Source organism: Streptomyces sp. NPDC098789 (genome assembly GCF_044759975.1).
In the GTDB taxonomy this organism is placed as follows: Bacteria; Actinomycetota; Actinomycetes; order Streptomycetales; family Streptomycetaceae; genus Streptomyces.
This window is the reverse complement of record NZ_JBIWAJ010000001.1, coordinates 193288-213788: the sequence shown is the minus strand read 5'-3', so window position 1 is coordinate 213788 and position 20501 is coordinate 193288. Positions and strand designations below refer to the sequence as shown.

General features: G+C 68.1%; 34 protein-coding genes and 1 other RNA gene. 5 read left to right on the top strand and 30 right to left on the bottom strand.

The window, feature by feature from the left end:
• Positions 1-160 precede the first annotated feature (160 nt).
• Positions 161-1531 carry an alpha/beta hydrolase gene (locus tag ACIQWR_RS01210; protein WP_404004025.1) on the bottom strand — a complete coding sequence of 457 codons (1371 nt, stop codon included), beginning with the start codon at positions 1529-1531 and terminating at the stop codon, positions 161-163.
• Between the two features lie 289 nt (positions 1532-1820).
• Here ACIQWR_RS01210 and ACIQWR_RS01205 point away from each other — a divergent pair, with 289 nt between their 5' ends.
• From ACIQWR_RS01205 to ACIQWR_RS01185, 5 genes are all read left to right on the top strand, one after another.
• The gene (locus tag ACIQWR_RS01205; protein WP_404004022.1) at positions 1821-2009 is read left to right on the top strand and encodes an SflA family class IV lanthipeptide; all 189 of its coding nucleotides are present in this window, start codon (positions 1821-1823) and stop codon (positions 2007-2009) included.
• A 2-nt stretch (positions 2010-2011) separates the two neighbouring features.
• The gene (lanL, locus tag ACIQWR_RS01200; RefSeq protein WP_404004019.1) at positions 2012-4615 is read left to right on the top strand and encodes a class IV lanthionine synthetase LanL; all 2604 of its coding nucleotides are present in this window, start codon (positions 2012-2014) and stop codon (positions 4613-4615) included.
• Positions 4616-4673: 58 nt separating this feature from the next.
• The gene (locus tag ACIQWR_RS01195) at positions 4674-5405 is read left to right on the top strand and encodes a HEAT repeat domain-containing protein (RefSeq protein WP_404004017.1); all 732 of its coding nucleotides are present in this window, start codon (positions 4674-4676) and stop codon (positions 5403-5405) included.
• Positions 5406-5673: 268 nt separating this feature from the next.
• Positions 5674-5943, top strand: coding sequence for a type II toxin-antitoxin system Phd/YefM family antitoxin (locus ACIQWR_RS01190; protein WP_380878260.1), 270 nt, complete (start codon positions 5674-5676; stop codon positions 5941-5943).
• Between the two features lie 7 nt (positions 5944-5950).
• Positions 5951-6214, top strand: a complete 264-nt coding sequence (locus ACIQWR_RS01185; RefSeq protein ID WP_404004015.1) for a type II toxin-antitoxin system RelE/ParE family toxin — start codon at positions 5951-5953, stop codon at positions 6212-6214.
• Between the two features lie 188 nt (positions 6215-6402).
• On the opposite strand, the gene ACIQWR_RS01180 is transcribed toward ACIQWR_RS01185, so the two are convergent.
• The 29 genes from ACIQWR_RS01180 to ACIQWR_RS01040 all read right to left on the bottom strand — a co-directional run bounded on the left by ACIQWR_RS01180 (position 6403) and on the right by ACIQWR_RS01040 (position 20364).
• Entirely contained in the window at positions 6403-6657 is a 255-nt protein-coding gene (locus tag ACIQWR_RS01180; protein WP_404004013.1) for a Txe/YoeB family addiction module toxin, read from the bottom strand.
• Positions 6654-6935: a type II toxin-antitoxin system Phd/YefM family antitoxin gene (locus tag ACIQWR_RS01175; RefSeq protein ID WP_404004010.1), complete on the bottom strand. Its 282-nt coding sequence runs from the start codon at positions 6933-6935 to the stop codon at positions 6654-6656. The genes ACIQWR_RS01180 and ACIQWR_RS01175 overlap by 4 nt, the downstream gene beginning before the upstream one ends.
• Positions 6936-7219: 284 nt before the next feature.
• Positions 7220-8434: a tyrosine-type recombinase/integrase gene (locus ACIQWR_RS01170; protein ID WP_404004007.1), complete on the bottom strand. Its 1215-nt coding sequence runs from the start codon at positions 8432-8434 to the stop codon at positions 7220-7222.
• Between the two features lie 39 nt (positions 8435-8473).
• Positions 8474-8653 (bottom strand): helix-turn-helix domain-containing protein, encoded by a 180-nt coding sequence (locus ACIQWR_RS01165; protein WP_404004005.1) that lies wholly within the window; start codon positions 8651-8653, stop codon positions 8474-8476.
• Entirely contained in the window at positions 8653-8928 is a 276-nt protein-coding gene (locus ACIQWR_RS01160) for a hypothetical protein (protein ID WP_404004002.1), read from the bottom strand. Before ACIQWR_RS01160 ends, ACIQWR_RS01165 begins: the two co-directional genes overlap by 1 nt.
• Entirely contained in the window at positions 8925-9161 is a 237-nt protein-coding gene (locus ACIQWR_RS01155) for a hypothetical protein (protein ID WP_404004000.1), read from the bottom strand. The genes ACIQWR_RS01160 and ACIQWR_RS01155 overlap by 4 nt, the downstream gene beginning before the upstream one ends.
• Before the next feature lie 15 nt (positions 9162-9176).
• A complete protein-coding gene (locus tag ACIQWR_RS01150) occupies positions 9177-9602 on the bottom strand; it encodes a hypothetical protein (RefSeq protein WP_404003998.1) in 426 nt (141 codons plus the stop codon).
• Positions 9599-9952 (bottom strand): hypothetical protein, encoded by a 354-nt coding sequence (locus tag ACIQWR_RS01145; protein WP_404003996.1) that lies wholly within the window; start codon positions 9950-9952, stop codon positions 9599-9601. The genes ACIQWR_RS01150 and ACIQWR_RS01145 overlap by 4 nt, the downstream gene beginning before the upstream one ends.
• Positions 9953-10007: 55 nt before the next feature.
• Positions 10008-10814 (bottom strand): hypothetical protein, encoded by an 807-nt coding sequence (locus ACIQWR_RS01140; RefSeq protein WP_404003995.1) that lies wholly within the window; start codon positions 10812-10814, stop codon positions 10008-10010.
• Between the two features lie 355 nt (positions 10815-11169).
• Positions 11170-11373, bottom strand: a complete 204-nt coding sequence (locus ACIQWR_RS01135) for a hypothetical protein (protein WP_404003993.1) — start codon at positions 11371-11373, stop codon at positions 11170-11172.
• Positions 11370-11942: a hypothetical protein gene (locus ACIQWR_RS01130; RefSeq protein WP_404003991.1), complete on the bottom strand. Its 573-nt coding sequence runs from the start codon at positions 11940-11942 to the stop codon at positions 11370-11372. The genes ACIQWR_RS01135 and ACIQWR_RS01130 overlap by 4 nt, the downstream gene beginning before the upstream one ends.
• A 43-nt stretch (positions 11943-11985) precedes the next feature.
• Positions 11986-12537 carry a hypothetical protein gene (locus ACIQWR_RS01125; protein WP_404003989.1) on the bottom strand — a complete coding sequence of 184 codons (552 nt, stop codon included), beginning with the start codon at positions 12535-12537 and terminating at the stop codon, positions 11986-11988.
• Positions 12538-12553: 16 nt separating this feature from the next.
• Positions 12554-13837 carry a DNA cytosine methyltransferase gene (locus ACIQWR_RS01120; protein WP_404003987.1) on the bottom strand — a complete coding sequence of 428 codons (1284 nt, stop codon included), beginning with the start codon at positions 13835-13837 and terminating at the stop codon, positions 12554-12556.
• Positions 13837-14259, bottom strand: coding sequence for a hypothetical protein (locus ACIQWR_RS01115; protein WP_404003985.1), 423 nt, complete (start codon positions 14257-14259; stop codon positions 13837-13839). The genes ACIQWR_RS01120 and ACIQWR_RS01115 overlap by 1 nt, the downstream gene beginning before the upstream one ends.
• Before the next feature lie 9 nt (positions 14260-14268).
• On the bottom strand, positions 14269-14796 hold the full coding sequence (locus ACIQWR_RS01110) for a hypothetical protein (protein WP_404003983.1): 528 nt from the start codon (positions 14794-14796) through the stop codon (positions 14269-14271).
• Positions 14797-14811: 15 nt separating this feature from the next.
• Positions 14812-15135, bottom strand: coding sequence for a hypothetical protein (locus ACIQWR_RS01105; RefSeq protein WP_404003981.1), 324 nt, complete (start codon positions 15133-15135; stop codon positions 14812-14814).
• 70 nt (positions 15136-15205) lie between these two features.
• Positions 15206-15502 (bottom strand): hypothetical protein, encoded by a 297-nt coding sequence (locus ACIQWR_RS01100; RefSeq protein WP_404003978.1) that lies wholly within the window; start codon positions 15500-15502, stop codon positions 15206-15208.
• Positions 15492-15710 (bottom strand): hypothetical protein, encoded by a 219-nt coding sequence (locus ACIQWR_RS01095; protein WP_404003975.1) that lies wholly within the window; start codon positions 15708-15710, stop codon positions 15492-15494. Before ACIQWR_RS01095 ends, ACIQWR_RS01100 begins: the two co-directional genes overlap by 11 nt.
• The gene (locus ACIQWR_RS01090) at positions 15707-15940 is read right to left on the bottom strand and encodes a hypothetical protein (RefSeq protein WP_404003973.1); all 234 of its coding nucleotides are present in this window, start codon (positions 15938-15940) and stop codon (positions 15707-15709) included. Before ACIQWR_RS01090 ends, ACIQWR_RS01095 begins: the two co-directional genes overlap by 4 nt.
• A gap of 34 nt (positions 15941-15974) precedes the next feature.
• Complete coding sequence (locus ACIQWR_RS01085; protein WP_404003971.1) at positions 15975-16193, bottom strand: hypothetical protein; 219 nt, start codon at positions 16191-16193, stop codon at positions 15975-15977.
• Positions 16194-16293: 100 nt separating this feature from the next.
• Positions 16294-16836 carry an antirestriction protein ArdA gene (locus ACIQWR_RS01080; RefSeq protein ID WP_404003969.1) on the bottom strand — a complete coding sequence of 181 codons (543 nt, stop codon included), beginning with the start codon at positions 16834-16836 and terminating at the stop codon, positions 16294-16296.
• Positions 16837-16858: 22 nt separating this feature from the next.
• Positions 16859-16923, bottom strand: an RNA gene (locus tag ACIQWR_RS01075) — hammerhead ribozyme type II.
• 9 nt (positions 16924-16932) lie between these two features.
• Positions 16933-17340: a hypothetical protein gene (locus tag ACIQWR_RS01070; protein ID WP_404003967.1), complete on the bottom strand. Its 408-nt coding sequence runs from the start codon at positions 17338-17340 to the stop codon at positions 16933-16935.
• Positions 17337-17630, bottom strand: a complete 294-nt coding sequence (locus ACIQWR_RS01065) for a hypothetical protein (RefSeq protein WP_404003965.1) — start codon at positions 17628-17630, stop codon at positions 17337-17339. Before ACIQWR_RS01065 ends, ACIQWR_RS01070 begins: the two co-directional genes overlap by 4 nt.
• Before the next feature lie 12 nt (positions 17631-17642).
• Positions 17643-17963: a hypothetical protein gene (locus ACIQWR_RS01060; protein WP_404003963.1), complete on the bottom strand. Its 321-nt coding sequence runs from the start codon at positions 17961-17963 to the stop codon at positions 17643-17645.
• Positions 17964-17973: 10 nt separating this feature from the next.
• Positions 17974-18384, bottom strand: a complete 411-nt coding sequence (locus ACIQWR_RS01055) for a hypothetical protein (protein WP_404003961.1) — start codon at positions 18382-18384, stop codon at positions 17974-17976.
• Between the two features lie 30 nt (positions 18385-18414).
• Complete coding sequence (locus tag ACIQWR_RS01050) at positions 18415-18732, bottom strand: hypothetical protein (RefSeq protein WP_404003960.1); 318 nt, start codon at positions 18730-18732, stop codon at positions 18415-18417.
• Between the two features lie 78 nt (positions 18733-18810).
• Positions 18811-19617, bottom strand: a complete 807-nt coding sequence (locus ACIQWR_RS01045; protein ID WP_404003959.1) for a hypothetical protein — start codon at positions 19615-19617, stop codon at positions 18811-18813.
• Between the two features lie 87 nt (positions 19618-19704).
• Positions 19705-20364 (bottom strand): hypothetical protein, encoded by a 660-nt coding sequence (locus ACIQWR_RS01040; RefSeq protein WP_404003957.1) that lies wholly within the window; start codon positions 20362-20364, stop codon positions 19705-19707.
• Positions 20365-20501 lie beyond the last annotated feature (137 nt).

The following is a 20501-nucleotide window of genomic DNA, read 5'->3' as shown; positions in this document are numbered from 1 at the left end:
TGCCTGGGACGACCGTGACGTGCATCTAACGCGACGTGCGCCGGGGCGCACGGGGGCACGGGGGCACAGCGGCATGGGCGCACGGGCGCACGGGCGCACGGGCGCACGGGCGCACAACGGCGTGGGGGCACAGCGGCGTGGGGCCGGGGCGCGGCCGGGGTCAGCCTTCGGCGGGCTTGGGGCCCTTCATCGCCTTGCTGATCCACTCCAGCGAGCCTTCCTTCATGCCGCGCACGTAGTGCCAGCCGTTGTGCTCGCCGTTCTGGATGTCCCGGATGGTGACCTTGACCGGGCCCTTGCCGAACTCCGCCTGGAACTTCTCCATCCGGGCCCGGTCCTTCTCCTTGGTCCCGAGCTGGAAGTTGACGTAGACCTCGGGGCCCTTGGTGTCGATGAGCTTCTGGGCGAGCTTGCGCGGGTTGTTCTCGTCCATCAGCTTGGTGTCCCCCTTCCACAGCGGGGAATCGGGAACTATCTCGCCGCCGCTCGCGATCACGGCCTTGAACCGGTCCGGATGCTGGAGCACCTGCTTGAGCCCGACGAAGGCGCCGGAGGAGGAGCCCATGAAGGCCCAGCCGTCGCGCGACGTGTAGGTGCGGAAATTGGCCCGGGCGAAGTCCGGGATGTCATCGGCAATCCAGGTGCCCATCTTGGGCTGGCCCGGGATGTCGGAGCCGTCGTAGTAGTTCTTCTCGTCCGGGTTCAGCACCGGCATGATCAGCACGAACGGCAGGCTGGTGCCCGCCTGGACGCCGTCGCTGATGGCCTTCTGGAGGCCGAGGCTGCGGTCGGACCAGTAGTTGCTGGGGAAGCCGTTGCCGCCGGGGAGCGCGATCATCACCGGGAAGGCGCTCTTCGCGTACTTCGGGTCGTCGTACTCCTTCGGCGCCCACACCCACACGTCGCCCGTGAAGCCGGACTTCGCCCCGGTCAGCCGGGTCTTGGCGATCTTCGTGCCGTCGTCGAGGCTGCCGGTCTGCTTGAAGTCCGCCTTCGGCCCCGTCGGCAGCTGCACGTCCGGGTCGCCGCTGGGCTTCGCCGATTGGCCGCCGCCCGGAGTACCGGCGTCCGCGGCCGGCGGCGGGGTCTTGCCGAAGCTCACCGGGTCGCCGTCGCCGGAGAACCAGCCCGCCTTCCAGGCCCCGAAGCCACCGCCCGCCAGCAGCACGACGGCGAGGGCCGCGCTGATCCACACCGCGCGCCGGGACCGCCCGGGCCGCGGGGTCCGGCCGCCGCGCCGACCGGAGCCGCCCGAACCGCCCGCGCCGTCCGAGCCGCCCGGCGGGGTCGGCGGGGTCGGCGCCTCCTGCCGGAAGGGCTCGAACGGCTGGGCCCCGTACTGCTCACCGCCCTGCGGCTGGGCGCCGTACGACTGGTCCTGGTGGGGCTGGGCGCCGTACTGCTGGCCCTGGTGGGGCTGGGCCCCGTACGACTGGTCCTGGTGCGGCTGGGCCCCGTACGGCTCGTACGGTCGGCCCCCGGGCGGCTGGTCATCGGGCCGCTGGCGCTGCGGGTACTGGTGCACTGACATCGCTCCGAACGGTCTTGACTGCCCTCGCGGGACAGAACGGCGGGGCATTCCCCTCTCCTCCTGATGGTCGAATCCCGCCCGAGGTTTCAAATCCAGGCAAATAAATGCTCTACATCTCACCAAATGACCACCGGAACCCCGATCGATCCGAACGCATCCTGTGTCCCACCGCCGGGGGAGGCTGCGCTTTTGGCCCTGGTCGGCCGGACCGGGCCTCCCTACCTTCGGGGGATCAGGCACCCGCCTGAGCACGTACGACACGACACACGACACGACACGGAGGCGTCACATGCCCACTGCCACTGCCACCGCGCGGCTCGCGGAGCTCGACGAGTTCCTCGACGCGGGTCCGCTGCTCGTCGACGACGAGACGATCGCGTTCGAGGACGACGACCGCGGCGACCGCGAGCACACCGCCTGTCTCGCCGACCCGTGGGTGACCGCCACCACCCGCTTCGCCTGCGAGAACAACTCCTAGCGGTGACCGGGTCCATCGCCGGCGCGGCCGGCTGGTCCGATGACACGTGGTCGTACCTGAACGACCCGCGGATGCCGGCGATGGACCACGGCTGGAAGCTGCACGTGTCGGCCCGCCCGGGCGCGCTGGCCGAGGTGTGCGCCCTCGTCCTGCCCGTGCTGCGCCGGCACGTGTGCCACGCGAAGTTCGCCAAGGACCGACAGACGCTGCGCACCATCAATTCCGGGGCGTCGGGCCCCGGCCTCGTGGGCAAGGCGATCACCGTCTATCCCGGCCCCGGCGCCCTCGTCGCCCTGGCCGCGGAGCTGGTCGACGTACTGCGCGGCCGCGAGGGGCCGCGGGTCGTCAGCGACCGGCAGGTCGATCCGCACGCACCCGTCTACTACCGCTACGGGCCCTTCACCGGCGACTACCGGACCGGCAGCGGCGGGCGGCTCGAATCGGTCATGGCCGGACCGGACGGCCAGCTCTTCGACGGGCTGGCGAGCAACGCGTACCGCTGCCCGCCCTGGGCCGAGGACCCCTTCGCGCCGGCCCCCTCGGCGGCCCCCGCGGGGACTCCGGAGGCGGCGCCCGGACCCCGACCCGGACCCGGCTCCGGCTCCGGCTTCGGCGTGGGCGGTCGCTACGCGGTCACGGCCGGGATCGTCCGCAAGCCCCAGGGGAACGTCTACCGCGCCCTGGACCGGGCCACCGGACGCCCCGTGGTCATCAAGCAGGCGCGGGCCTTCGTATCCGAGGACGCCGCCGGTACGGACACCCGCGACCGGCTGCGCAACGAACGCCGGATCCTCGCCGCGCTCGACTCCGTCCCGGGCGTGCCGCGCGGCCTGGACTACTTCCTGCACGCGCCGGACGAGTACCTGGTGCTGACCGACTGCGGCGACCGGGACCTGCGCCGGGACGTCCAGGAGAACGGCCCCTACGGGGTGCTCACCCTCACCCACCTCGCCACCCGCCTGCTGCGGACCCTCGACGAGGTCCACGCCCGGGGCGTCGTGGTCCGCGACCTCAAGCCCGACAACGTGGTCCTCGACGGCGCGGGCCGGTGCCACCTGATCGACTTCGGGATCAGCGAGCGGGACGGCGCCGGCCCGGGCGGCGCGACCCCCGGCTACGGCGGGCCGGTCCTCCCCGCGACCGGGCCGGCCGCCCCCGCCGACGACTACTACGCCCTGGGCGCGACCCTGTGCTTCGCCGCCACCGGCCTGGACCCCGTGATCGTCGACGCCGACGCCGCGGTCAACCGGGACCGGACCCTCGACGCCCTGGCCTGGGCCCTGCCCGGCCCGGCCCACCAGGGGATCCGGGCGGCGATCACCGGCCTCATGAGCCTGGCCCCGACCGTACGGACCGCCACCGCGGCCGGGCTCCGCAGCGACCCCTCCGGCACGAGCGGCGGCAGCGGTCCGGGCCCCTCGCACCGACCACGCCGATCGGACCGACTCGACGCCGACCGGCTGACGGAGATCATCGAGCACACCACCGCCTTCTGCGTCGAGGAGGCACTGCGGATCGTGGACCCGGAGCGCGCCGCCCGCCTGCACGTCCCGACACCGATCGACGTCTACGGCGGTACCTCCGGGCTCGGCCTGGAACTCCTCCACCACCGGCACCGGCCGGGCGTGCGCGACGCCGTGGCCGCACTGGCGCGGTGGACCGCGACGCAGCCCAGGTCCAGGAACATGTCGCCGGGCTTCTACTCGGGCCACACCGGCGTGGAGCTCTTCCTCACCTCGGCGGGGGCGCCGCGACCGTCCCTCCCGCCCGCCCCCCTCCTCCCCGCCCGCACTCCGGACGGCGGGCCGCCGGAAGCCGACCTGATCGACGGCGCCGCCGGGATCGGCCTGGGGCACCTCCTCCTGGCCCGGCACCCCGGCGCTGCGGGCGACCACCTCGCCCTCGCCGCCGAGTGCGCCCGGATGCTCGCGTCCGGGGAGGCCCGGCTGTCGGCCACGGGCCCGGGCACGCCCGGCAGCGCCGCACTGGGCGAGGGCATCGCGCACGGCACGGCGGGGATCGCGCACTTCCTACTGGAGTACGGCGCCACTACGGGCGACCCCGCCGCGATCGACCGGGCCCGGCGGGCGTGCGCGCAGCTCGCCGCGCGCACCCCGGACGTCATCGCGGCGGCGGGCGCACCGGGCGCGACGCGCCGCTATGGCTCGTGGTGCCGCGGCCTCGCCGGGATCGGCACGGTCCTCGTCCGGGCCGCCGCCCTCCTCGACGAACCCGGCTACCTGACCCTGGCCGAGCGCAGCGCCCGCACCTGCGCGGCGCTCGCCCCGCGCATGCCCCTGGTCGGCCAGTGCTGCGGCCTGTCGGGCGTCGGCGAGCTCCTGCTGGACGTCGCGCACGCCCGCGGCGCCGAGGAGTTCCGCACCGCCGCCGAGAAGGTCGCGCTGATCATCCTGAGCCGCAGCGGCGGCCCGAGCTCCCGCCCCGCGTTCCCGGACAGCACCCTGACCACCTCCACCGCCACCTGGTCCACCGGCTCAGCCGGCGTCCTCGCCTTCCTCCGCCGCCTGGACCGGTACGGACAGGGGCGCCGAAGCGGAGAAATCCCTGGCGCGCCGCCCGGACCCGCGACGAGACTGCACAGGTGAGCGAACGTCACCCCCTCCCCTGCCGCGGACACCGCGTGCCCGACGGCCCCGCCTGGCCATGACCACCCCCATCGAGAGCCTCGTCCAGCAGCTCGACGGCGAGTCCGGCGAGTCCTACGACGCCCGCGCGGAACTGATCCACATCGGATCCGCAGCCACCCCCGCCATCCTCGACGCCCTCCCCGCCCTCGGGTGCTTCGGACAACTGACCGCCATCGAGGTCTTCGAAGAGGTCGCCGACCCCCGCTGCGGCCCCGCCCTGATCGCCCTGCTCGACGGCGACAACGCCACCGTCCGCCAGTGGGCGGCCACGGCCCTGGCGAGCCTGGAGATGGAAGCCGCGGTCGAGCCCCTGCGCCACGCCTACCGCGCCTGCTTCGAGCGGCGGACTCCCCCCGACGAATGCGAACCCATCGCCATCCGCTGGGCCCTGACCGACCTCGGCGCCCGCAGCCCCGTCGTCCCCGCCCTGACCGCCCGGCTGCAAGCCGGTACGGGACCGGACAGCCCAGGCTGGCCCTCGGCCCGCTTCGCGGAGATCATCGACGATCTGGCCGACCACTCCCAGCTGATCCTCTACTCCCAGTTCTGGCGAGTCGACGCCGGCCACACGTACAGCGTCTCGGGCGCCGGCCTCGACTGGCAGCTCGACTGGGCCGCGCCCTGGGAGCACCTGGTCGAGGAAGCCCGCGCCTGGTCCCTCCTGGAAGCCACCGAAGCACCGGTCGGCGACCACGTCTTCGTCGCCCCCACCTGGATCGACCGCGCCGACCTGCACCCGGAGAGGTGACCCATGCCGTTCCAGCACCCCGAGAAAGCCGGCCACGGCCACGTGGTCGAGCGCTACGTGACGAGGAACGACGTGGAGCACTCGTGGGCGGTCAGCAGTGGTACCGAGCCGCGAGGACAGCGATCTCCTTGTCCGTCTTGATCAACGGGAAAAGCGCCTTGCGGGCCTCACTCGCAGTCATCGACACGACTCGACCCTTCCGCTCAAGCGGCACCTAACGTACCTGGCTGAGTCGTGTACACATGGCACACTCGGTACGCTTGAGCGCATGACGCAGCCGCTGCCCATAGAGTCCATCCGCGACGTGCGCGCCCACCTGGCGGAAGTCGTGGAGCGGGCCGACCGCGACGACGTGCCCACGGTCATCACCCGGCGCGGCAAGCAGGTCGCCGCCGTCGTCTCCATCGAGGTCCTGCGCAAGTACCAGGAGTGGGAAGAGCGCGAGATCAACCGGATCATCGACGAGCGCATGGCCGATCCGGCACCCGGCATCCCGATCGAGGACATCATGAGGGAGACGCTGGCGCGCAGTGAATGAGCACGGCGTGAGTGCGTACCGAACCGTCTTCCGGCCCGAGGCCCAGGCCGAGCTGCGCAAGATCCCGCGCGACATGGCGCTTCGCATCCTGGCCAAGCTGACCGAGCTGGAGAGCGACCCCTTCGGCTTCAACACCACCGCGCTCGTATCCCAGCCTGAGCGCCGCCGCCTGCGGATCGGCGACTACCGGGTCGTCTACACGATCGACAACGGAGAGCTGGTGGTGTGGGTCGTGCACGTCGGACACCGCTCCACCGTCTACGACACGTAGCCGCTCCGGGTTCTGCGGAATGCCGCGAAATGCTGCGGACAGCACAACGGCCTGACCTGCTCTCTCGCAGGTCAGGCCGTTCGTTCATGTCCGATCAGACGTTGAAGCGGAACGACGAGTGCAGAGCTATGGCCTGCGGAAACGCTATTTTCGAGGGGGTCACCCCAGCACCATCCCAGCACGGGCGGTCAGTAGTGGTACCGAGCCGCGAGGACGACGATCTCTTTGTCCGTCACCAGGTAGACGAGGCGGTGCTCGTCGTCGATCCGCCGCGACCACGCGCCGGGCAGGTGGTACTTTAGAGGTTCAGGCTTGCCGATACCTGAGAACGGGTCACGCCTGACGTCCTCGATGAGCTTGTTGATCCGGGCGAGCATCTTGCGGTCGTTCTTGAGCCAGGACGTGTAGTCCTCCCAGCCCTGATCCTCGAAGACGAGCCTCACGCGGCACCCGCACCCGCGTCCGCCGAGTCCGGATCGATCAGCTCGCGCTCCGACACGTTGATGTTCGCCAGGGCGTTCTCGTACGCCTTGAGGAGCCGGCGAGCATTCGCCGGAGAGCGCAGCAGGTACGAGCCCTCGCGCAGCGCCGCGTAGTCCTCGGCCGAGACGAGCACGGCGTTGCCGTGCTTCGAGACGATCTCGATGGCCTCGTGATTCTCGTTGATCTTCTTGATCAGCGGAAAGAGTTCCTTGCGGGCTTCACTCGCCGTTATGGCCATGGCCTGACCCTCTCCCTCAAGTGGTACCTAATAACGTACCACTCTCGGCGGCTTCAGCCAGGCGAAGAGCGGCTGATGGACGACCAGCCGCACCATCCCAGCACGGGAGAGCCAAGGGCCCACCTCCTCGGAGGTGGGCCCTTGTGAGCCGCACGTCGACTAGACGTTGAAGCGGAACGTCGAGTGCAGAGCTATGACCTGCGGAAACGCTGTTTTCGAGGAGGCCATCCCAGCACCATCCCAGCACGGGCGGGCCATCCCAGCACCCGGCCGTCGGAGGTGACTCACGCCGCCTCCGCGAAGGCTGACTGCATGATGCCACGGCACCTCTCCCAAGACTCTGGGACCATGTGACCGTAGATGTCGACCGTCGTCTTGATCGACTTATGGCCGAGCCAGCGTGAGACCTCGTGGATCGGGATGCTGGCCGCCAGGGCGGTCGAGACGAAGAAGTGCCTCAGTGAGTGCGGATGGTACTTCGGCTTGCCCTCAGCGTCCACTAGGCCGGCCGCCACGCACGCCTTCCTGAAGTGGTAGGTGTAGGTGTTGGCAGTGGGCATGATGCCCTTCCCCCGCTCCCGGGGCGCGAAGTACACCTCGACCATCCGCGCCTTACCTGCCGCGTTCTGGAATGTGAGGGGGATCGGCTTCCACAGCTCCGCGTGGTTGGCGATCTCGGCGCAGAGAAAGCGAGCGGCCGGCACGTCGCGGTACTCGCCCTCCTCGCGGTGCTTGAGGGGTACGAGGCGGGTCTTGCAGTCCGCGCGGTTCGCTTTGGCGCTGATCTGCCAACGTACGCGGATCACGTCGTCTCGAAGGCAGCCGATATGGAATCCGAGTGCCTCACTAACTCGCAGGCCGGCACCGGCCTGGAGCCAAACAGTGAGCTTGTACTGCGGAGACATGTGCTGATGCAGCAGGCGAACCTCGGAGAGGGTAGGGATCTCGTCCTCGTCGACCGCGCGGTTTCCAGGGGCGTTCTTCACATCCCTGGTCGGGTCCTCCTGAATCCGCTTCTCTTCCTTCGCAGACCAGAAGAGGTGCTTCACCATCTTCATCCGGTCGTACACCGTGCTGGCGGCGAGCTCCTTGCTGATCGCCGCCTTGAAGTGCTCGATGTCTCTCTTCGTCACTCCAGCGATGGTCTTGCGGCCGAGCCTCGGTATCAGGTGATTGTCAATGAAGCCCTTGTAGTTCGAGTACGTGCTTTCACCGATGATCCGCCGGGCGAGCCAGTCCTCGGCATAGGCGCGGACGGTGATCTTGCCCGCGCTGGGATCGATGAAGACGCCCTGATCCTTGTCGTGTTCGACCTTCGAGGCGAAGGCGTCTGCCCCGTTCGGTCCGGTCTTCTTGTCGAAGCTCGCTTCCCTCTGGCCCCCGCCACGGCCACCCGGCTCGCGATAGCGCACGGTCCACGAGTGGCCGCACCGCGGCTTCGTGCAGGGGTAGGTAGCGACCTTGGGGTCGGATTTGCATCGTTGGAAAACGGTAGCCATCTGGCCCCCTTCTCTTGCTGGGGTATGGCTGAGCAGCTCTTACCCGTAGTTGTCTTCGAGGTAGGCGACGATGTCGCGTTCGCGGAATCGCAGAAGGCGGCCGACTTTCTGGGGCCGCAGTCCCCACGTCCGATACTTGTTCTTGACCGTGATCTCGCTGACCTTGAGCCACTCGGCAACTTCGAGCGGGGTCAGCAGTGCGTTACTTCCGCCCTTCATCAGCGCCAGGTCACCCGACTGGCCGTGTGCACGGCCCGCCAGGCAGTCTCGGCAGAGACGAGAGCTTGAGTACGGTCCTCACAGAGCTGCTGGATTCGTGCCGGCACGAGCTCCAGGTCCTCCACGCCGAGCAGCTTCGCGGCTCGTCCGAGCACCTCCGCCGGGTTGACCGCCGGGGGCTGCTGGGCGGGACGCGAGTACACCCGGTACTCCTGTCCGCTATTGCCGAGGACCCAGCCCCAGCCGTTCTTCAGGGCCTTCTCCGTGGGCTTCAAGCGGCGGCTCCGACATAGTCCGCGCGGGAGAGGGACGTCAGGTGGTACATGCCGTGCTCGCATTCGTAGTAGCGGTTCTCGAAGGCGACCCCTCGGCCGGTTCCTCGTCGTTCAGCAACGCCGCGCCGCTTGGCCTGCGCCTTGCCGAGGGCTCGCTCGGCGGCTCGCGGGTCGGGGTAGGCCCGCTTTGAGCCGCAGGGGCAGGTTCTGAAGTCGATGGTTCTGGTGGTCATCTCGGTCTCCTGTTCCTATTTGCGGAACCCGTTGCACGGGCAGGTGGGTATCTGGCAGGCGCCCCGGGCGGCGGAAGCCGCCGAGTGGGCGAAGGGGGCGTGGCCGCACTCGTCGTGCTGGCAGTAGCCCTTCCACTTCTTGCCGTCGTGGTTGGCGAGCATCGTTCCCGGGCTGTGAAGTGGAACGATGCGCCCAGTGCCGCCGAAGGCCATCTTCGAAGCGAAGGTCTTGGCCTCGGCCTCGTTGCCGAAGGGCGCGAAGTTCAGGCCGCGGTGACCATCGCTCCACGTGTGGACGAGAGCCACCCAGTCACGCATCTGGAGAATCTCGCCGACCTCCTTGATCACGGCCTTCGCCATGTGGGTCGCGCTCTCATAGGTGTCGTCCTCAAGGAGCGCCACGACCGCCGCAACCTCTTCCTTGCGGGGGGTAATCCTCACGGGCGCCCTGCCGGAGCGAGAAGCCGCTCCAGGCGACCCAGGACTTCCAGCAGGGCGCCGGCCGATGCGCCGGAACGGATATCGGCGACGATGCTCCGAAGCTCGCTCTTGAGGATCGGCGTGGTCACCGGGCCGGTGAGGTCCCCGACCAGTTCGGCGATGGCCGCAGTGGGATCGACAACCTCAACCGGGAAGCGGAACCAGTCGGCATCCAGAGCCCAGGCATATCCGATGACGTGCCAGCCTCCGCCCTGGGCCTTGAAGCCAACGTCGCCGTCGGCGTCGCGGATTTCGGTGCCGACCGGCAGCTCATCCAGAACGGCGGGGTTGTTGATGGGGTTAGTGGTCACTGTGTCCCCTCCTTCTGGTGAGTACACTATTACAATAACCCGATCAGTTCAACTCTTACATTGGCTGCGCGAAGGCCTGAAGCTTCTGGCCGAGCTCCTGGGCTGTGTGGTCGTTGACGAGGACGTCGTCGAAGTGCCAGGTCGCGAGGGCGTTCTCACTGGTGTGACCCGACTCCGAGATCAACTGCTGTCCGGGCCGGACGATGTTGACCACCCGGCCACCTCGCCGGACGATCTCTGCGGCCTCATTGGGGAATCGGACATCGGTGACGACCGTCGGGCCCCATCCCGCCGCGTCGTGGAAGAGGGCGTCAACCCAGACGTTCTCGCCGAGCACGGTCCTGCCGGCCTCGGTGCCGCACCGCTGAAGGTACTTCCGCACTTCAGGATGGGCCGACTTGGCGTAGCTCCAGCCGTATCGGTCCACCTCATCGGCGAGCGGGAAACTCCCGTTGATCTCGTCGTCCACGGTCCACGGGTTGACCGCGTACATGAAGTCCTTGACCTTGTCGGCGAAGGCGCGGCGCTGCCAGCCGATCGCTACGAGGGCCTTGGCCGCGGTGTCCTTGCCGGAACCGGCAGCACCGGCCAGCCCGATCAGGCTGACGGGACGCGGCGGCTCGTCGAGGAGCTCCACGTCAGACTCTGCCAGCACGGAGACCCAGTTCTGCCGGTTCGGCTCGGCGCCGGGGTTTTCGTCTACGTGAAGCCGGAAGACCTGACGGCGCGGACCGTCCCAGGCCGCAGTCTTCGCTTGGGGTTCAGCAACGAGGTAGCCCTCGCGGGTGACGGTGTGGCCTCGGGTGTCGCGGCCGGTAGCGCGGACTCGCTGCCCGGTCTCCAGCTTGATCTTCATCTTCATTCTCAATTTTCCCTGCTGTCGATAAGGCGGTGGAGACCTGGTGCGTGAACATGGCCGCGACACACATCGCAGTCACAGTGGTGGAGACAGAGCGAGCATCCGGGCTCGTCGCAGTACGGATCGGGCCCATGCCATGTGTGGGAGGCGTCGGGTTCTGAGCAGCCCCATCCGGCGCAGGATGAATCGCGTGACCAGGTCGGGTAGACGATGTGCTCGCGTTGCCCAAGGAGCCCATGAGCAACGCGTTCGCCGGGGCAGTCGGCTCGGGAGCGGTCTGCGCCGTCCTGGGTCAGGAAGGCTGCCCGACATCGGGTGCATTGGAGCCGGCCCTCGGGGCGAAGCCGTACGCAGTGCTTCACTGGCCGTCATCCTGCGCGGGGCGGCCGTACAGTCGGCCGTCGGAGTCGACACCCCACATATGGCCAGGGTCCAGCCACAGGTCGAGGTTGGCGTCGATGGCTGATCCGCAGCGGGAGCAGGCGAACTCCCCGCTCGGGACGGCGTGCAGGAGGCCGCGAGTGCAGGGTCCGCACCAGACGTAGTCCACCCCCGCCTTCACGCGGGGACCTGCTGCCGGCCGATGTGCAGGGCGAGGGCCTGCTTGGCCGCGGTGACGGCCCAGTCGAATCCGTAGTGGCCCCAGCAGGTGTCTATCGCTTCCCAGGTGGACATGGTCGTGCCCTGGTCATCGGCGCGCAGCCAGTCGACCGCTTCTTCGACGATGTAGCCGTATACGTCGCCCTCGGCCCACGCCTGGTACTCGGCGCGCTCGGCGTCGAGGTACGCCTCGGGCAGCATGCCGAGGTCTTCGGCGTCCTCGCGCATCAGGTACCAGAGGGAGACGGGGCCGAGCGCGGGCCGGGACTCTATGACGATGGCGCCGTGGAAGATGCGGGCCCACCGGGTGAACGTCTCGACGCCCTTCCAGCGGTTCCAGCTCACGCGGTCCCAGGCGTGGGCGAAGGGGCCACCGTCCTCGTCGATGGTGTTGTAGTAGCCGAGATGGGTGTCGATGGTGATGACGTGGGCCAGGTGGTCGAAGTCATCGCGCGGATTTCGGGCGTCCCCGTCGGGGACCAGGCGGACGCGGAAGCGGCCGTCGTCGGTGGTGGCGATGGTCTCGTGCATGGTGTTACTCCCGTGACGGTGTGGTGCTTGCGGAGCGGGGGTTTCACACTCCGGCGGCGATGAGCCGGGCGAACTGGCCTTCGCCGTTTCGCGGGATGAATGGCATGACAGCGCCGACCGTCTCCACGTGCGTGGTGGTGTTGCCTGCCTTGTTGGGGACCTTGATGTCCCGTTCGATGCGCAGACATTGTTCGCTGTCGTGGGCTTCGATGCGAAGGTCGTTGGGCAGGTGGTCCAGCCATGCCCCGGGAACCATGACGGGACTCCTGTTCACCACTCCGACCTGTTGGAAACCCCGGGTGCTGTGCATGTGGCCCCACTCCGTCCACTGGACTCGACGCCAGTTTCCGGCTGCGTCCCGGGTGAGCCGGGCCATCTGGTTCTCCAGGGTGGCGCTCGTGCTGAGGGGCCGCCCAACAAGGGTGGCGGGCCGGGTGGCCTTCAGCTCGTAGCAGCCATCTTCTTCAACCCCTGCGGGGCGCCGGATGTACGGCAACTTGGCCAGGTTCCACATCACGTACTTGTCGCTGACGTAGTTACCGGCGATCAGCACTGACGTGGGGCTGACCATGAGGTCGTAGAGGCGGTACGACATGGAATTCCTTGGGAATCTAGGCCGCGAGCACGTGCTCGGGTTCGATGGGTGCGTGGTTGTAGATCTCGGTGAGGTATTGCCGAAGGCGGTCCTCCCAGGGCCGGGACAGGAGGCTTCCGATGACGACGGCGCTCATCGGTGGAGCGACCACATTGCCGATCTGCTGTGTGCAGCTCGACCGGGAGCCGGTCCACGGGTAGCCGGGGCGGAAGCCCACCAGGAGCGCGGCCTCGTCGAGGCTGAACGTCCGGTCCTTGCCGTGCTCCCAGTACCAGCCGCGGATTTTCGAGGTGATGCCGGTGGCGGGCTTGTCCGCGCTCCAGCAATTCCCGCCCGCTGTCTTGCGGACGCCTCTGGTGTTGACGCGGATACCTTCGGGCCAACCGAGGGCCTGGGTGGCGGTGGTGGCCGGCATGGGCGCCTTGGGTGTGAGGGCGTCGATATCGACGTAGGCGTGGCGGGCCGCCACGAGGAAGACCCTCTTGCGGCGGGAGGCGAGGCCGTAGTCGACGGCGTCCAGGACGCGGTACTCCGCGCTGCACCAGTCGGCCGACCACAGCTCTTCGCGTATCCCGTCGAGGATCGTCTCCGGCAGGGCCGAGCTCTGTTCCATGGCCAGCCACCGGAGGTTGTCCCACTGGGCGGTGAGGGTGAGCGACCAGATCAGCACCTCGGCGAGCAGCCCGATCCGCTCGTCGGTCATCTCGGCCATGGGTGCCCGCACCTCGTCGAGGGTGAGCAGGGGGCCGGTGTACCCGGAGAACCCGTCCCAGTCGGGGTCGGTACAGGTGAGGCACTCGCCCTCCCCGTCGCAGGGGCCGCTGTCGTGCCAGTGTCCGAAGGTCGCTTCGAACGCCATGGTGAACACGTCCAGCAGCAGGTCCTGATTCCGCGGGTCCTGTCCGGCCCTCTTGCCAGCCGGACTCCAGCACTGGCAGGGCGCCGAAACGATCAGGCCGCGTACCCAGCGCAGCGCCGGGTGCTTCGGGTTGAGTGACCGAACGTCGGCGATGATCCGACTGAAGCCTGCTGCTCGGGCGGTGGCCGAGGCGTCCTTGTGGAGTTCGACCCCCACGATGTTGAGATCATGCCGGAGAACGTCCCGCACTCCGAAGTCCCAACCTCCGCCACCCGCATAGAGGTTGACGGCTCGGTCGGGCTCTCCGGGTCCCGGCCGGTACAGCCAGCGCACCGGCCAAGGGGCGGCGAGCTCCTCCAGCTCCGCAGGGGACATGCGGTTGAGGTCCAGCTCGTCGGGTGTGGCGAGCGAACCCGCTGTGTCCAGGCGGGTGAGGGACATCAGCGTGCCTGCGTTGCGGCGCTGGGGATCAGGCAGAGGGCTGCGGCGACGAGGCGGCCGTGGGCCGATGGGTCCCGGCACACCCAACCGCAGGTGGGGCAGTCTGGCAGGAGGTCCACGTCAGGGCGGCCGGCATGGCCGCGCCTGAAGAGTGTCCGAGTCCTCCGGCTGGCGCGCTTCTTGCCTGTGCCAACGTGTTCGTACTCGTAGACCTCGACTGCGAGGGTGCCGAGCATGTCGTCCTCGGTGCCCCTGCGAGCCCAGGAGGCGCGGGCGCTCCACACCGCCGTCCACACCGACATGCCTCGCCCGTAGACCTGACCGGTGTCGGTTCGCCCGAGCGCGTCGGGGCGGGCGTTCTTGCGGAGGATGACGGCGGGGCCGAGTTGCGAGGGCTCTTCGTGGTTCGGGTAGTAGCTCATGGTTCGTCCTCAGACCGCGTAGGCCGCTATGCGGGCGTGGAGGTCGATGATCTTCGCGTCCGTCTTGCGGAGGGCATCACAGACCCCGGCCCTGGCCACTTCGGTGTTCCGGAGTTCGTTTTCGAGCTCCAGGCGCTCGCTGGTACGGCGCCACTCGGGATGCTCGGCCTCGAAGCGGTCTGCGGCTTCGCCGACCATCTCGCTCAGGCGCCCGCTGGCGGCCGTGTTCCAGCCGACCTCTTTGCCTTCGCGGTTGGTGCACTCCCACCGGACCGTGGGGTTGTCCCAGCGCCAGCGGCCGAGGTGGGCGGAGTGCCGCTCAGGATTGCGGATGCGGCGGGCGCCGAGCCGGTACTCGCGCCCTCGGATCTTCAGGAAGCCCGGCTCGTTGTCCTCGTCGGTCGAGGAGCTGACGGCCAGGCGCCCGAAGAGGTGCTTCCCCCGTGCGTCTCCCCAGTTCTCTTCCTTCGCCTGGGCCTTGATGATCGTGATGTAGAGCTTCCCCTCGGGGAACTCGTACGTGGCGTCGTGGTTCATGGAGTCCTCCATCGGTCAGGCGGGGGTGGAGTAGGTCAGGCCGGCACGGAGGGCGGCTTCGAGCTCTTTCGCCGCGCGCTTGAACTGTCCGAGCGCCTGCATCGCGAGGGCCCAGTCCCCGGTAGGGAGATCCGAGATGTCGTCCATCCACGTCAGGCAGGCGTGCGGGCTGAGGTAGTGGAGAAGGTTGCCGTCCATGTCCACGACGACGACTTCGGCGGGGTCGAACCAGGCCGTGTCGAGGTCGAGGAGGTGACCGCAGTGGTCGCAGAGGAAGAGGCCGGAGGGCTGGGCCCCGTAGGGGCCGATGCCGCAGTCGCGGCAGGTCATCGTGCTCATGGGTGTCCCTTGGAGGGCGCCCGCCCCGTGTCCTTGAACGTGCGGGGCGGGCGCTGGGGTGATGTGCGGGTCAGCTGTCGAGCAGGGCGAGGATCTCGGTGACGAGCTGCTGCTCGTAGGCGCTGAGAGGAGGGTGCGCGGCCTTCGGCTCTTCCTTGAACCAGGCGGCCGGCCAGATGGCGGCGGGGAGCGCGAGGATCAGCGCTTCGGCGGCATCGGCCAGGTTCAGTCCAGCGACGTGCTCGTCTTCCCAAGACCAGGTACGGCCCGGTTCGGGCTCCTGGCGCATCGTCTCGACGGCCTCGTTCAGCTCGCCGACCAGGTGCTTGACTCGGTCGCTTCTGCGGATTGCGGGCTCAGTGGGCATCGACGAGCCTCAGGACTACCGAGGTCTGGATTTCCTCGTAGACGGGGTCGAGTTCGTCCACCGGTTCGTTGTCATTGATCCAGTCGCACAGGCCGGTGTCGTCGTAGATTTCGCCGTCATCGTCGAGGAACTCGTCCGGGACGTCGATCTCAAGCTCCATGTCTCCATGGGTGGTGCGTGCGAGGGTGAACTTCACGAGCTTCTTCACGCCGCGACCTCCCCGTCCTCGTCGTCCTCCAGCAGATCGGCCTGGAACTGCTCCAGAACCAGAAGCTCGGCGGCGTCGGCGGTGGGGGCCTCGACGAACCGAAGGAACCGGTACAGGCCCTCGGTGTACACGTCGCTGCTCTCGTCATAGCGGTGGTCTGCGAAGACTCCGGAGATCAGGAGCGTTTTGCGGCGCTCGTTGTGTATTGCCGAGACGGTCCACTTGTGCATGGGTGGGTCCTCCGATGCGCAGCTATGGGTGGGGTTAGGCGTCGGTGCCGTAGACGTCGATGACGTCGAGGTCGAAGGAGTGGGCATCGTCGGCATCGATTCCGTCGGCCCAGAGCCGCTCGTTGTCGGCCAGCCATGCGTGGAGGGCTTCGTCGTCGTGCACCAGGTCCACGGGCACGTCGAGAACAGCCTCGACGTCGATGGTCGCGGTCTGCTGAACTTCAAAGCGGACGGTTACGGTCTGCGTGGTCATTTGCTGGCCCTCCTGTGGATACGGAAGCGGCAAGGGCCGCAGGTGAGGTCTTCGTCGAGGAGTTCGGGGGTACGGCCGCACTCGACGCAGGGTTCGGTGTTCATCGCGGGCAGAAGACGTAGATGCCGTCGCTCACGCGCTCGGCATGAAGGTCGCCGGAGAAGAGCTCTTCGGCGGCGCGGTCCCAATCGATCGAGTTCCAGGGCCAGCGCGTCATGCGCTCCTTGTCCTCATCCTGAGAGGTGTCCTCGGCCCACTCCTGGGCGTAATGCCCTTCGGATTTGTGGAAGCCGCGGTACTCGTCACGGAAGCGATCGACCCAGTGCGCGTTGTTGACGTCGTCGCCCCACTCGGCGACCCAGACGGAGAACGCGCCGAGCTCGTCGTGGGTCAGGCCCTGGAGGGCTTCCGCAATCTCGGCGGCGTGCCCCGGGGAGCACTCCCCTTCAAGAGCGCCGTGGAAGTCCTCGTGGTCCGTCACCCACAGCTCCTCGTGATCCGTGGGGCCGCCGTGGAGGTCTTCGGGGGTGACAAGGTCACCCGCGTCGGCGTCATACCAATCACCGACCAGATAGCCGGAGTTGTAGCAGGCCAGGCAGCAGATCCAGACCCGTGGCTGAATGGTCAGGGATGTGGTGGTCATGTGTCCTCGCCTATCGGTGCGATGCGAGCTGGCATCGTCAGGCAGGGCAAACCACTGCCCCGCGACCTCCTTTCGGAGGTTTCGCCTGGTGATCGCTTAGCGGTAGGTGTCTTCGAGGACAGGCCGGAGTTCCCGGGATCGGTAGGCGCCGATGGACTTGTGCATGTCGTCCAGGGCGCCTTGCAGATCGCGGGCACACGGTTCGCACAGGAACCGGCGGCTATTTGGGGAACGGGTGTACGGTCCACGCCGGCCGGTTGCCGGGCCGCACAGCTCGCAGAGCCCTCCGCCTTCGATGTGCTGGAAGGCCACGGCCTTGTTGCCGTTGAACGGGCTGGTCGTCTCGACGTACGCGTGGCCCTCGCGGGCGGCGGCCTGGAACGCCTGGCGGTAGCCGTAGTCGTGGAAGGTGCCGCCGTGCCGCCATGCCCCACACGAGCCGTCGTGGTCCTCAGGCTGCTCGTATCCGCAGTCGCAGATGTAGAGGTCGTAACGCCAGCTCACGCGGCACGCTCCTGCGCTTCGGAGACCGTGGTCCACAGCGTGTCGGAGTTGGAGACGAGGTCGTACACCGCGTCCTGCAACCGATCCTTGACAATCTCCCACTCCGCATCGGTCAGCAAGGTGGGCTCCCCTTCGTCGTCGATGGCGCGCTCGTCTGCCTCCTCGCGGGCCCAGTAGGCGAGGCATACCTCCGGGAAGTCCTCTCGGAGTTCGTGGAGCCGCTCCTGTAGCTGCCTCAGCCGCTCGGCCTTCGAGGCCTGCGCCCCACACGCAAGGTCTTCGGGTTCCATCGCAACGCTCCTCTACAGGGCTGATTTGGTGGGTCGTCCGGCCAGCACAGTGGCGAAGTTGGCTGAGACGACCATGGCCATGTGCTCCAGGTCCGGGCCGCCCTCCGGTATCGGTGCTCCGATATCTCGGAGGGCGGTGAGCGAACGCTCGACGAGCCGGGCCATGTCGTTCGTGTCAACAAAGCGGGAGCAGAGGCCGCAGGCTCGCCACCGTCCGTCGTTCAGGAGCGGGGTCACCACGCCCTCGTCGCTCATGAGGGCGATGTGGACCCGTTCCTGGGGGATGTAGAGCCACTGCGCGCCGGGCAGGCAGCAGAAGTCACACTCGAACATCGCGCCGCCCTCAGGCCGTCAGGACGAGCTGAGACGTCTCGCCCTTGTAGTGGAGGTCGCCTTCCTCGTCGTCCTCGGCGTGGCACTCCAGCCACATTTCGGCGGCACGGGCCTGGTCATGGGCCTTGAGGAAGTCCGCAAGGCGCTCGACCTCCCCGCAGTTCAGATGCTCGGCGACGCCGGACGCCAGCATGCCGTCGTCAAGGAGGTCCACCAGGTCATCCGCTGCGAACCGCAGCGCATAGAGCTCGCCTTCCAGGGTGCCCACGATGTCGGCCGCGAAGGCCAGCGCGACGACCGTGGTGTCGCGGTGGGTACGCATGGCACCCCAGGGATTCAGGAGGCGACCGAGCCGGGAGGGCTCAGCCGGCATGGCCTTGCGGTTCGTGAAGATCGAGGTCAGTCGCTTGAAGGCACGCATGTGTGTCACTCCGGTGATGGTGGGGTCGTCTTACAGGCAGAGCAGGGGCGGGGTGATCAGGGAGAACTCGGGCTTGACCTCCTGGACGGAGATGCCGTGGGGCTCCCAGAACCCGCAGTCGGGATCGCCTTCGCACGGGCAGTCGCGGCGAGAGGTCTCGACGAGGGCCTCGGCGCCGAGGCGGGCATAGTCCAGCGCGGCGTCCCGGTCGTCGAAGACGGTCTCCTCGCGGTGGTCGTGGGTGACGATGTAACGGTCCTTGCCGGTTCTCTGGATCTCCCAGAGTCCGAGGAGGTCGGCGACCTCGTTCCAGACACGGACCTCGTACGGGCGGGTGGTGGTGCGCATGTGTCCTCGCGTTCGGGTGGAGAGCCACCCCTCCCCGGGAGGGGAAGCGCAGGGAGGGGTGGCAGTTCAGGGGGTAAGTCAGGCCGGCATGAGGGCGAGCTGACCGGTGATCTCGTTGCGCATGAAGTCGCGCCCCAGCGCGAGGAAGTGCTCACCGCGGCCGTAGTCGTAGGCGTCTCGTACGCCGTCCCAGTCGGCCCAGCCGTCCGAGTCCTGGTACTCCAGATCCCACAGGGGATCGGAGGCGTGCTCGACGATGCTCTGGTGGTCGGCTTCGGTGTCGTACGGGTAGTGCGCCTTCACGTCACCCAAGGCCTCGTTCAGGTTGCCCTCGAAGACAGTGCGGCGCTGGTCGTAGTAGTCGTCCTCATCGAGGAACGGGTGATCGTTCTTGATGAACTCCGCCAGGGCGACGGCCGCTCGGAAGGCGGCGGTGTACGCACGGGTGCTGTGGCAGTCGCCCTCGCACGCCTCTCCGTGGCAGAAGTCCACGTCGGGTTCACACCCCGGCCGGCATTCCTCGGTGTGCGTGCCAGGGCAGTCCTCGGGACAGCCTCCCTGGTGGACCTGGACGAAGAGCCGGGCGTAGTCCCAGGCGCTCGTACCGCGCCCGCAGTCGTACAGATGCTCGTCGGAGACCACGGTGTCCGTGCGGCCCTCGTCGGCAGCCGTGCGGACCAGGTCGCGGGCGACCTCAAAGTTGCTCTTGTCGCCGATCCATCCGAAACGGTCGTCATGCCAGGTGAACAACTCGACGTGGGTCGGCGTGTCCTCGTCGCCGTACGTCCCCGTTCGCCAGGAAGGCCAGGAGCAATGCGCGTCATCGAGCCGGGCCGCGTACTCGGCCAGCACGTCATCGGTCGGGGTGTCGAAACTCTGGTACATGGTCCTCGTGTCCGGTCAGGACGGGTGCCCCTTCGCGCCTCCAACACGGAAGGAGCACCCATCTAGCTACACTCTTACATTGAGACGTCAGGCCACGTCGGACTCTTCGAGTTCCACCTCGTCAACGTGGATGTCCGAGTAAGCCCAGACGAACCCCGGCAGGTTCGGCGCGTCAGCATCTACCGCAGCGCGAACGGCCGCCTCGATCACGTCACGGCCATCCCGGCTCCGGAGCCCTTCATACGTGATGGTGATGGTGACTTCAGCACGGTACTCATCAACGATCGGCGCCAGATTCAGCGCTTCGAGGATCTCGTTGGCGGCATCCCTGGAAATCTCGTCGGCCTGATGCGAGGCAAGGAGCTGATCACGCACGCTCCCGCGGAACTGGCCGGCATCGCGGTCGGCTTCCTGATAGAGCCCTTCCCAGCGCCCAGCCTCGGTCTTGTAGTGGTCACGCAGCCCGACCACCTCCGCGACCTCCAGGCCGTGATCTGTGGTCAGGTCGTTGATCACCTCACGAAGGAGCTCGAACGCGTCCGACGACTCCCGCAGCTTCCTGCGGGTGCCATCCAGCTCGTAGGCGATCTCGAAATTGCGCTCGCTCAGGTTGCAGGCGATCTCAAAGAAGGTGAGATCGCCGAACGGGTGGTCCTTGTAGAGGTTTACAGCCACGTGTCTCCCATCCCAGGCCGGGCAACGCCCGGCTCCGAACCGCAGCGCGGACTGCGCTGCGGTCTCGGCCACCCCAAGCTAGTTACACTATTACATTCGGGGCGACGCCAGCGCCCCCCGGTGGCTTCGCACCTACGCCCAAGGCGTCCGGGAGGCCCGATCCTTACGGACCGGATGTTCATTTCGAGTGATTTGGGTGAGGCTCACTC

Excerpts from the sequence above, each read along its gene's own strand:
- ACIQWR_RS01080 (WP_404003969.1), bottom strand. The coding sequence starts at position 16,836 with ATGACCACCACATCCCTGACCATTCAGCCACGGGTCTGGATCTGCTGC.
- ACIQWR_RS01210 (WP_404004025.1), bottom strand. The coding sequence starts at position 1,531 with ATGTCAGTGCACCAGTACCCGCAGCGCCAGCGGCCCGATGACCAGCCG.
- ACIQWR_RS01125 (WP_404003989.1), bottom strand. The coding sequence starts at position 12,537 with ATGTCGTACCGCCTCTACGACCTCATGGTCAGCCCCACGTCAGTGCTG.
- ACIQWR_RS01085 (WP_404003971.1), bottom strand. The coding sequence starts at position 16,193 with ATGACCACGCAGACCGTAACCGTCCGCTTTGAAGTTCAGCAGACCGCG.
- ACIQWR_RS01060 (WP_404003963.1), bottom strand. The coding sequence starts at position 17,963 with ATGTTCGAGTGTGACTTCTGCTGCCTGCCCGGCGCGCAGTGGCTCTAC.
- ACIQWR_RS01110 (WP_404003983.1), bottom strand. The coding sequence starts at position 14,796 with ATGAACCACGACGCCACGTACGAGTTCCCCGAGGGGAAGCTCTACATC.
- ACIQWR_RS01130 (WP_404003991.1), bottom strand. The coding sequence starts at position 11,942 with ATGCACGAGACCATCGCCACCACCGACGACGGCCGCTTCCGCGTCCGC.
- ACIQWR_RS01170 (WP_404004007.1), bottom strand. The coding sequence starts at position 8,434 with ATGGCTACCGTTTTCCAACGATGCAAATCCGACCCCAAGGTCGCTACC.
- ACIQWR_RS01055 (WP_404003961.1), bottom strand. The coding sequence starts at position 18,384 with ATGCGTGCCTTCAAGCGACTGACCTCGATCTTCACGAACCGCAAGGCC.
- ACIQWR_RS01100 (WP_404003978.1), bottom strand. The coding sequence starts at position 15,502 with ATGCCCACTGAGCCCGCAATCCGCAGAAGCGACCGAGTCAAGCACCTG.
- ACIQWR_RS01045 (WP_404003959.1), bottom strand. The coding sequence starts at position 19,617 with ATGTACCAGAGTTTCGACACCCCGACCGATGACGTGCTGGCCGAGTAC.
- ACIQWR_RS01205 (WP_404004022.1), top strand. The coding sequence starts at position 1,821 with ATGCCCACTGCCACTGCCACCGCGCGGCTCGCGGAGCTCGACGAGTTC.
- ACIQWR_RS01105 (WP_404003981.1), bottom strand. The coding sequence starts at position 15,135 with ATGAGCACGATGACCTGCCGCGACTGCGGCATCGGCCCCTACGGGGCC.
- ACIQWR_RS01195 (WP_404004017.1), top strand. The coding sequence starts at position 4,674 with ATGACCACCCCCATCGAGAGCCTCGTCCAGCAGCTCGACGGCGAGTCC.
- ACIQWR_RS01115 (WP_404003985.1), bottom strand. The coding sequence starts at position 14,259 with ATGAGCTACTACCCGAACCACGAAGAGCCCTCGCAACTCGGCCCCGCC.
- ACIQWR_RS01190 (WP_380878260.1), top strand. The coding sequence starts at position 5,674 with ATGACGCAGCCGCTGCCCATAGAGTCCATCCGCGACGTGCGCGCCCAC.
- ACIQWR_RS01065 (WP_404003965.1), bottom strand. The coding sequence starts at position 17,630 with ATGGAACCCGAAGACCTTGCGTGTGGGGCGCAGGCCTCGAAGGCCGAG.
- ACIQWR_RS01140 (WP_404003995.1), bottom strand. The coding sequence starts at position 10,814 with ATGAAGATGAAGATCAAGCTGGAGACCGGGCAGCGAGTCCGCGCTACC.
- ACIQWR_RS01175 (WP_404004010.1), bottom strand. The coding sequence starts at position 6,935 with ATGGCCATAACGGCGAGTGAAGCCCGCAAGGAACTCTTTCCGCTGATC.
- ACIQWR_RS01120 (WP_404003987.1), bottom strand. The coding sequence starts at position 13,837 with ATGTCCCTCACCCGCCTGGACACAGCGGGTTCGCTCGCCACACCCGAC.
- ACIQWR_RS01155 (WP_404004000.1), bottom strand. The coding sequence starts at position 9,161 with ATGACCACCAGAACCATCGACTTCAGAACCTGCCCCTGCGGCTCAAAG.
- ACIQWR_RS01090 (WP_404003973.1), bottom strand. The coding sequence starts at position 15,940 with ATGCACAAGTGGACCGTCTCGGCAATACACAACGAGCGCCGCAAAACG.
- ACIQWR_RS01165 (WP_404004005.1), bottom strand. The coding sequence starts at position 8,653 with ATGAAGGGCGGAAGTAACGCACTGCTGACCCCGCTCGAAGTTGCCGAG.
- ACIQWR_RS01050 (WP_404003960.1), bottom strand. The coding sequence starts at position 18,732 with ATGCGCACCACCACCCGCCCGTACGAGGTCCGTGTCTGGAACGAGGTC.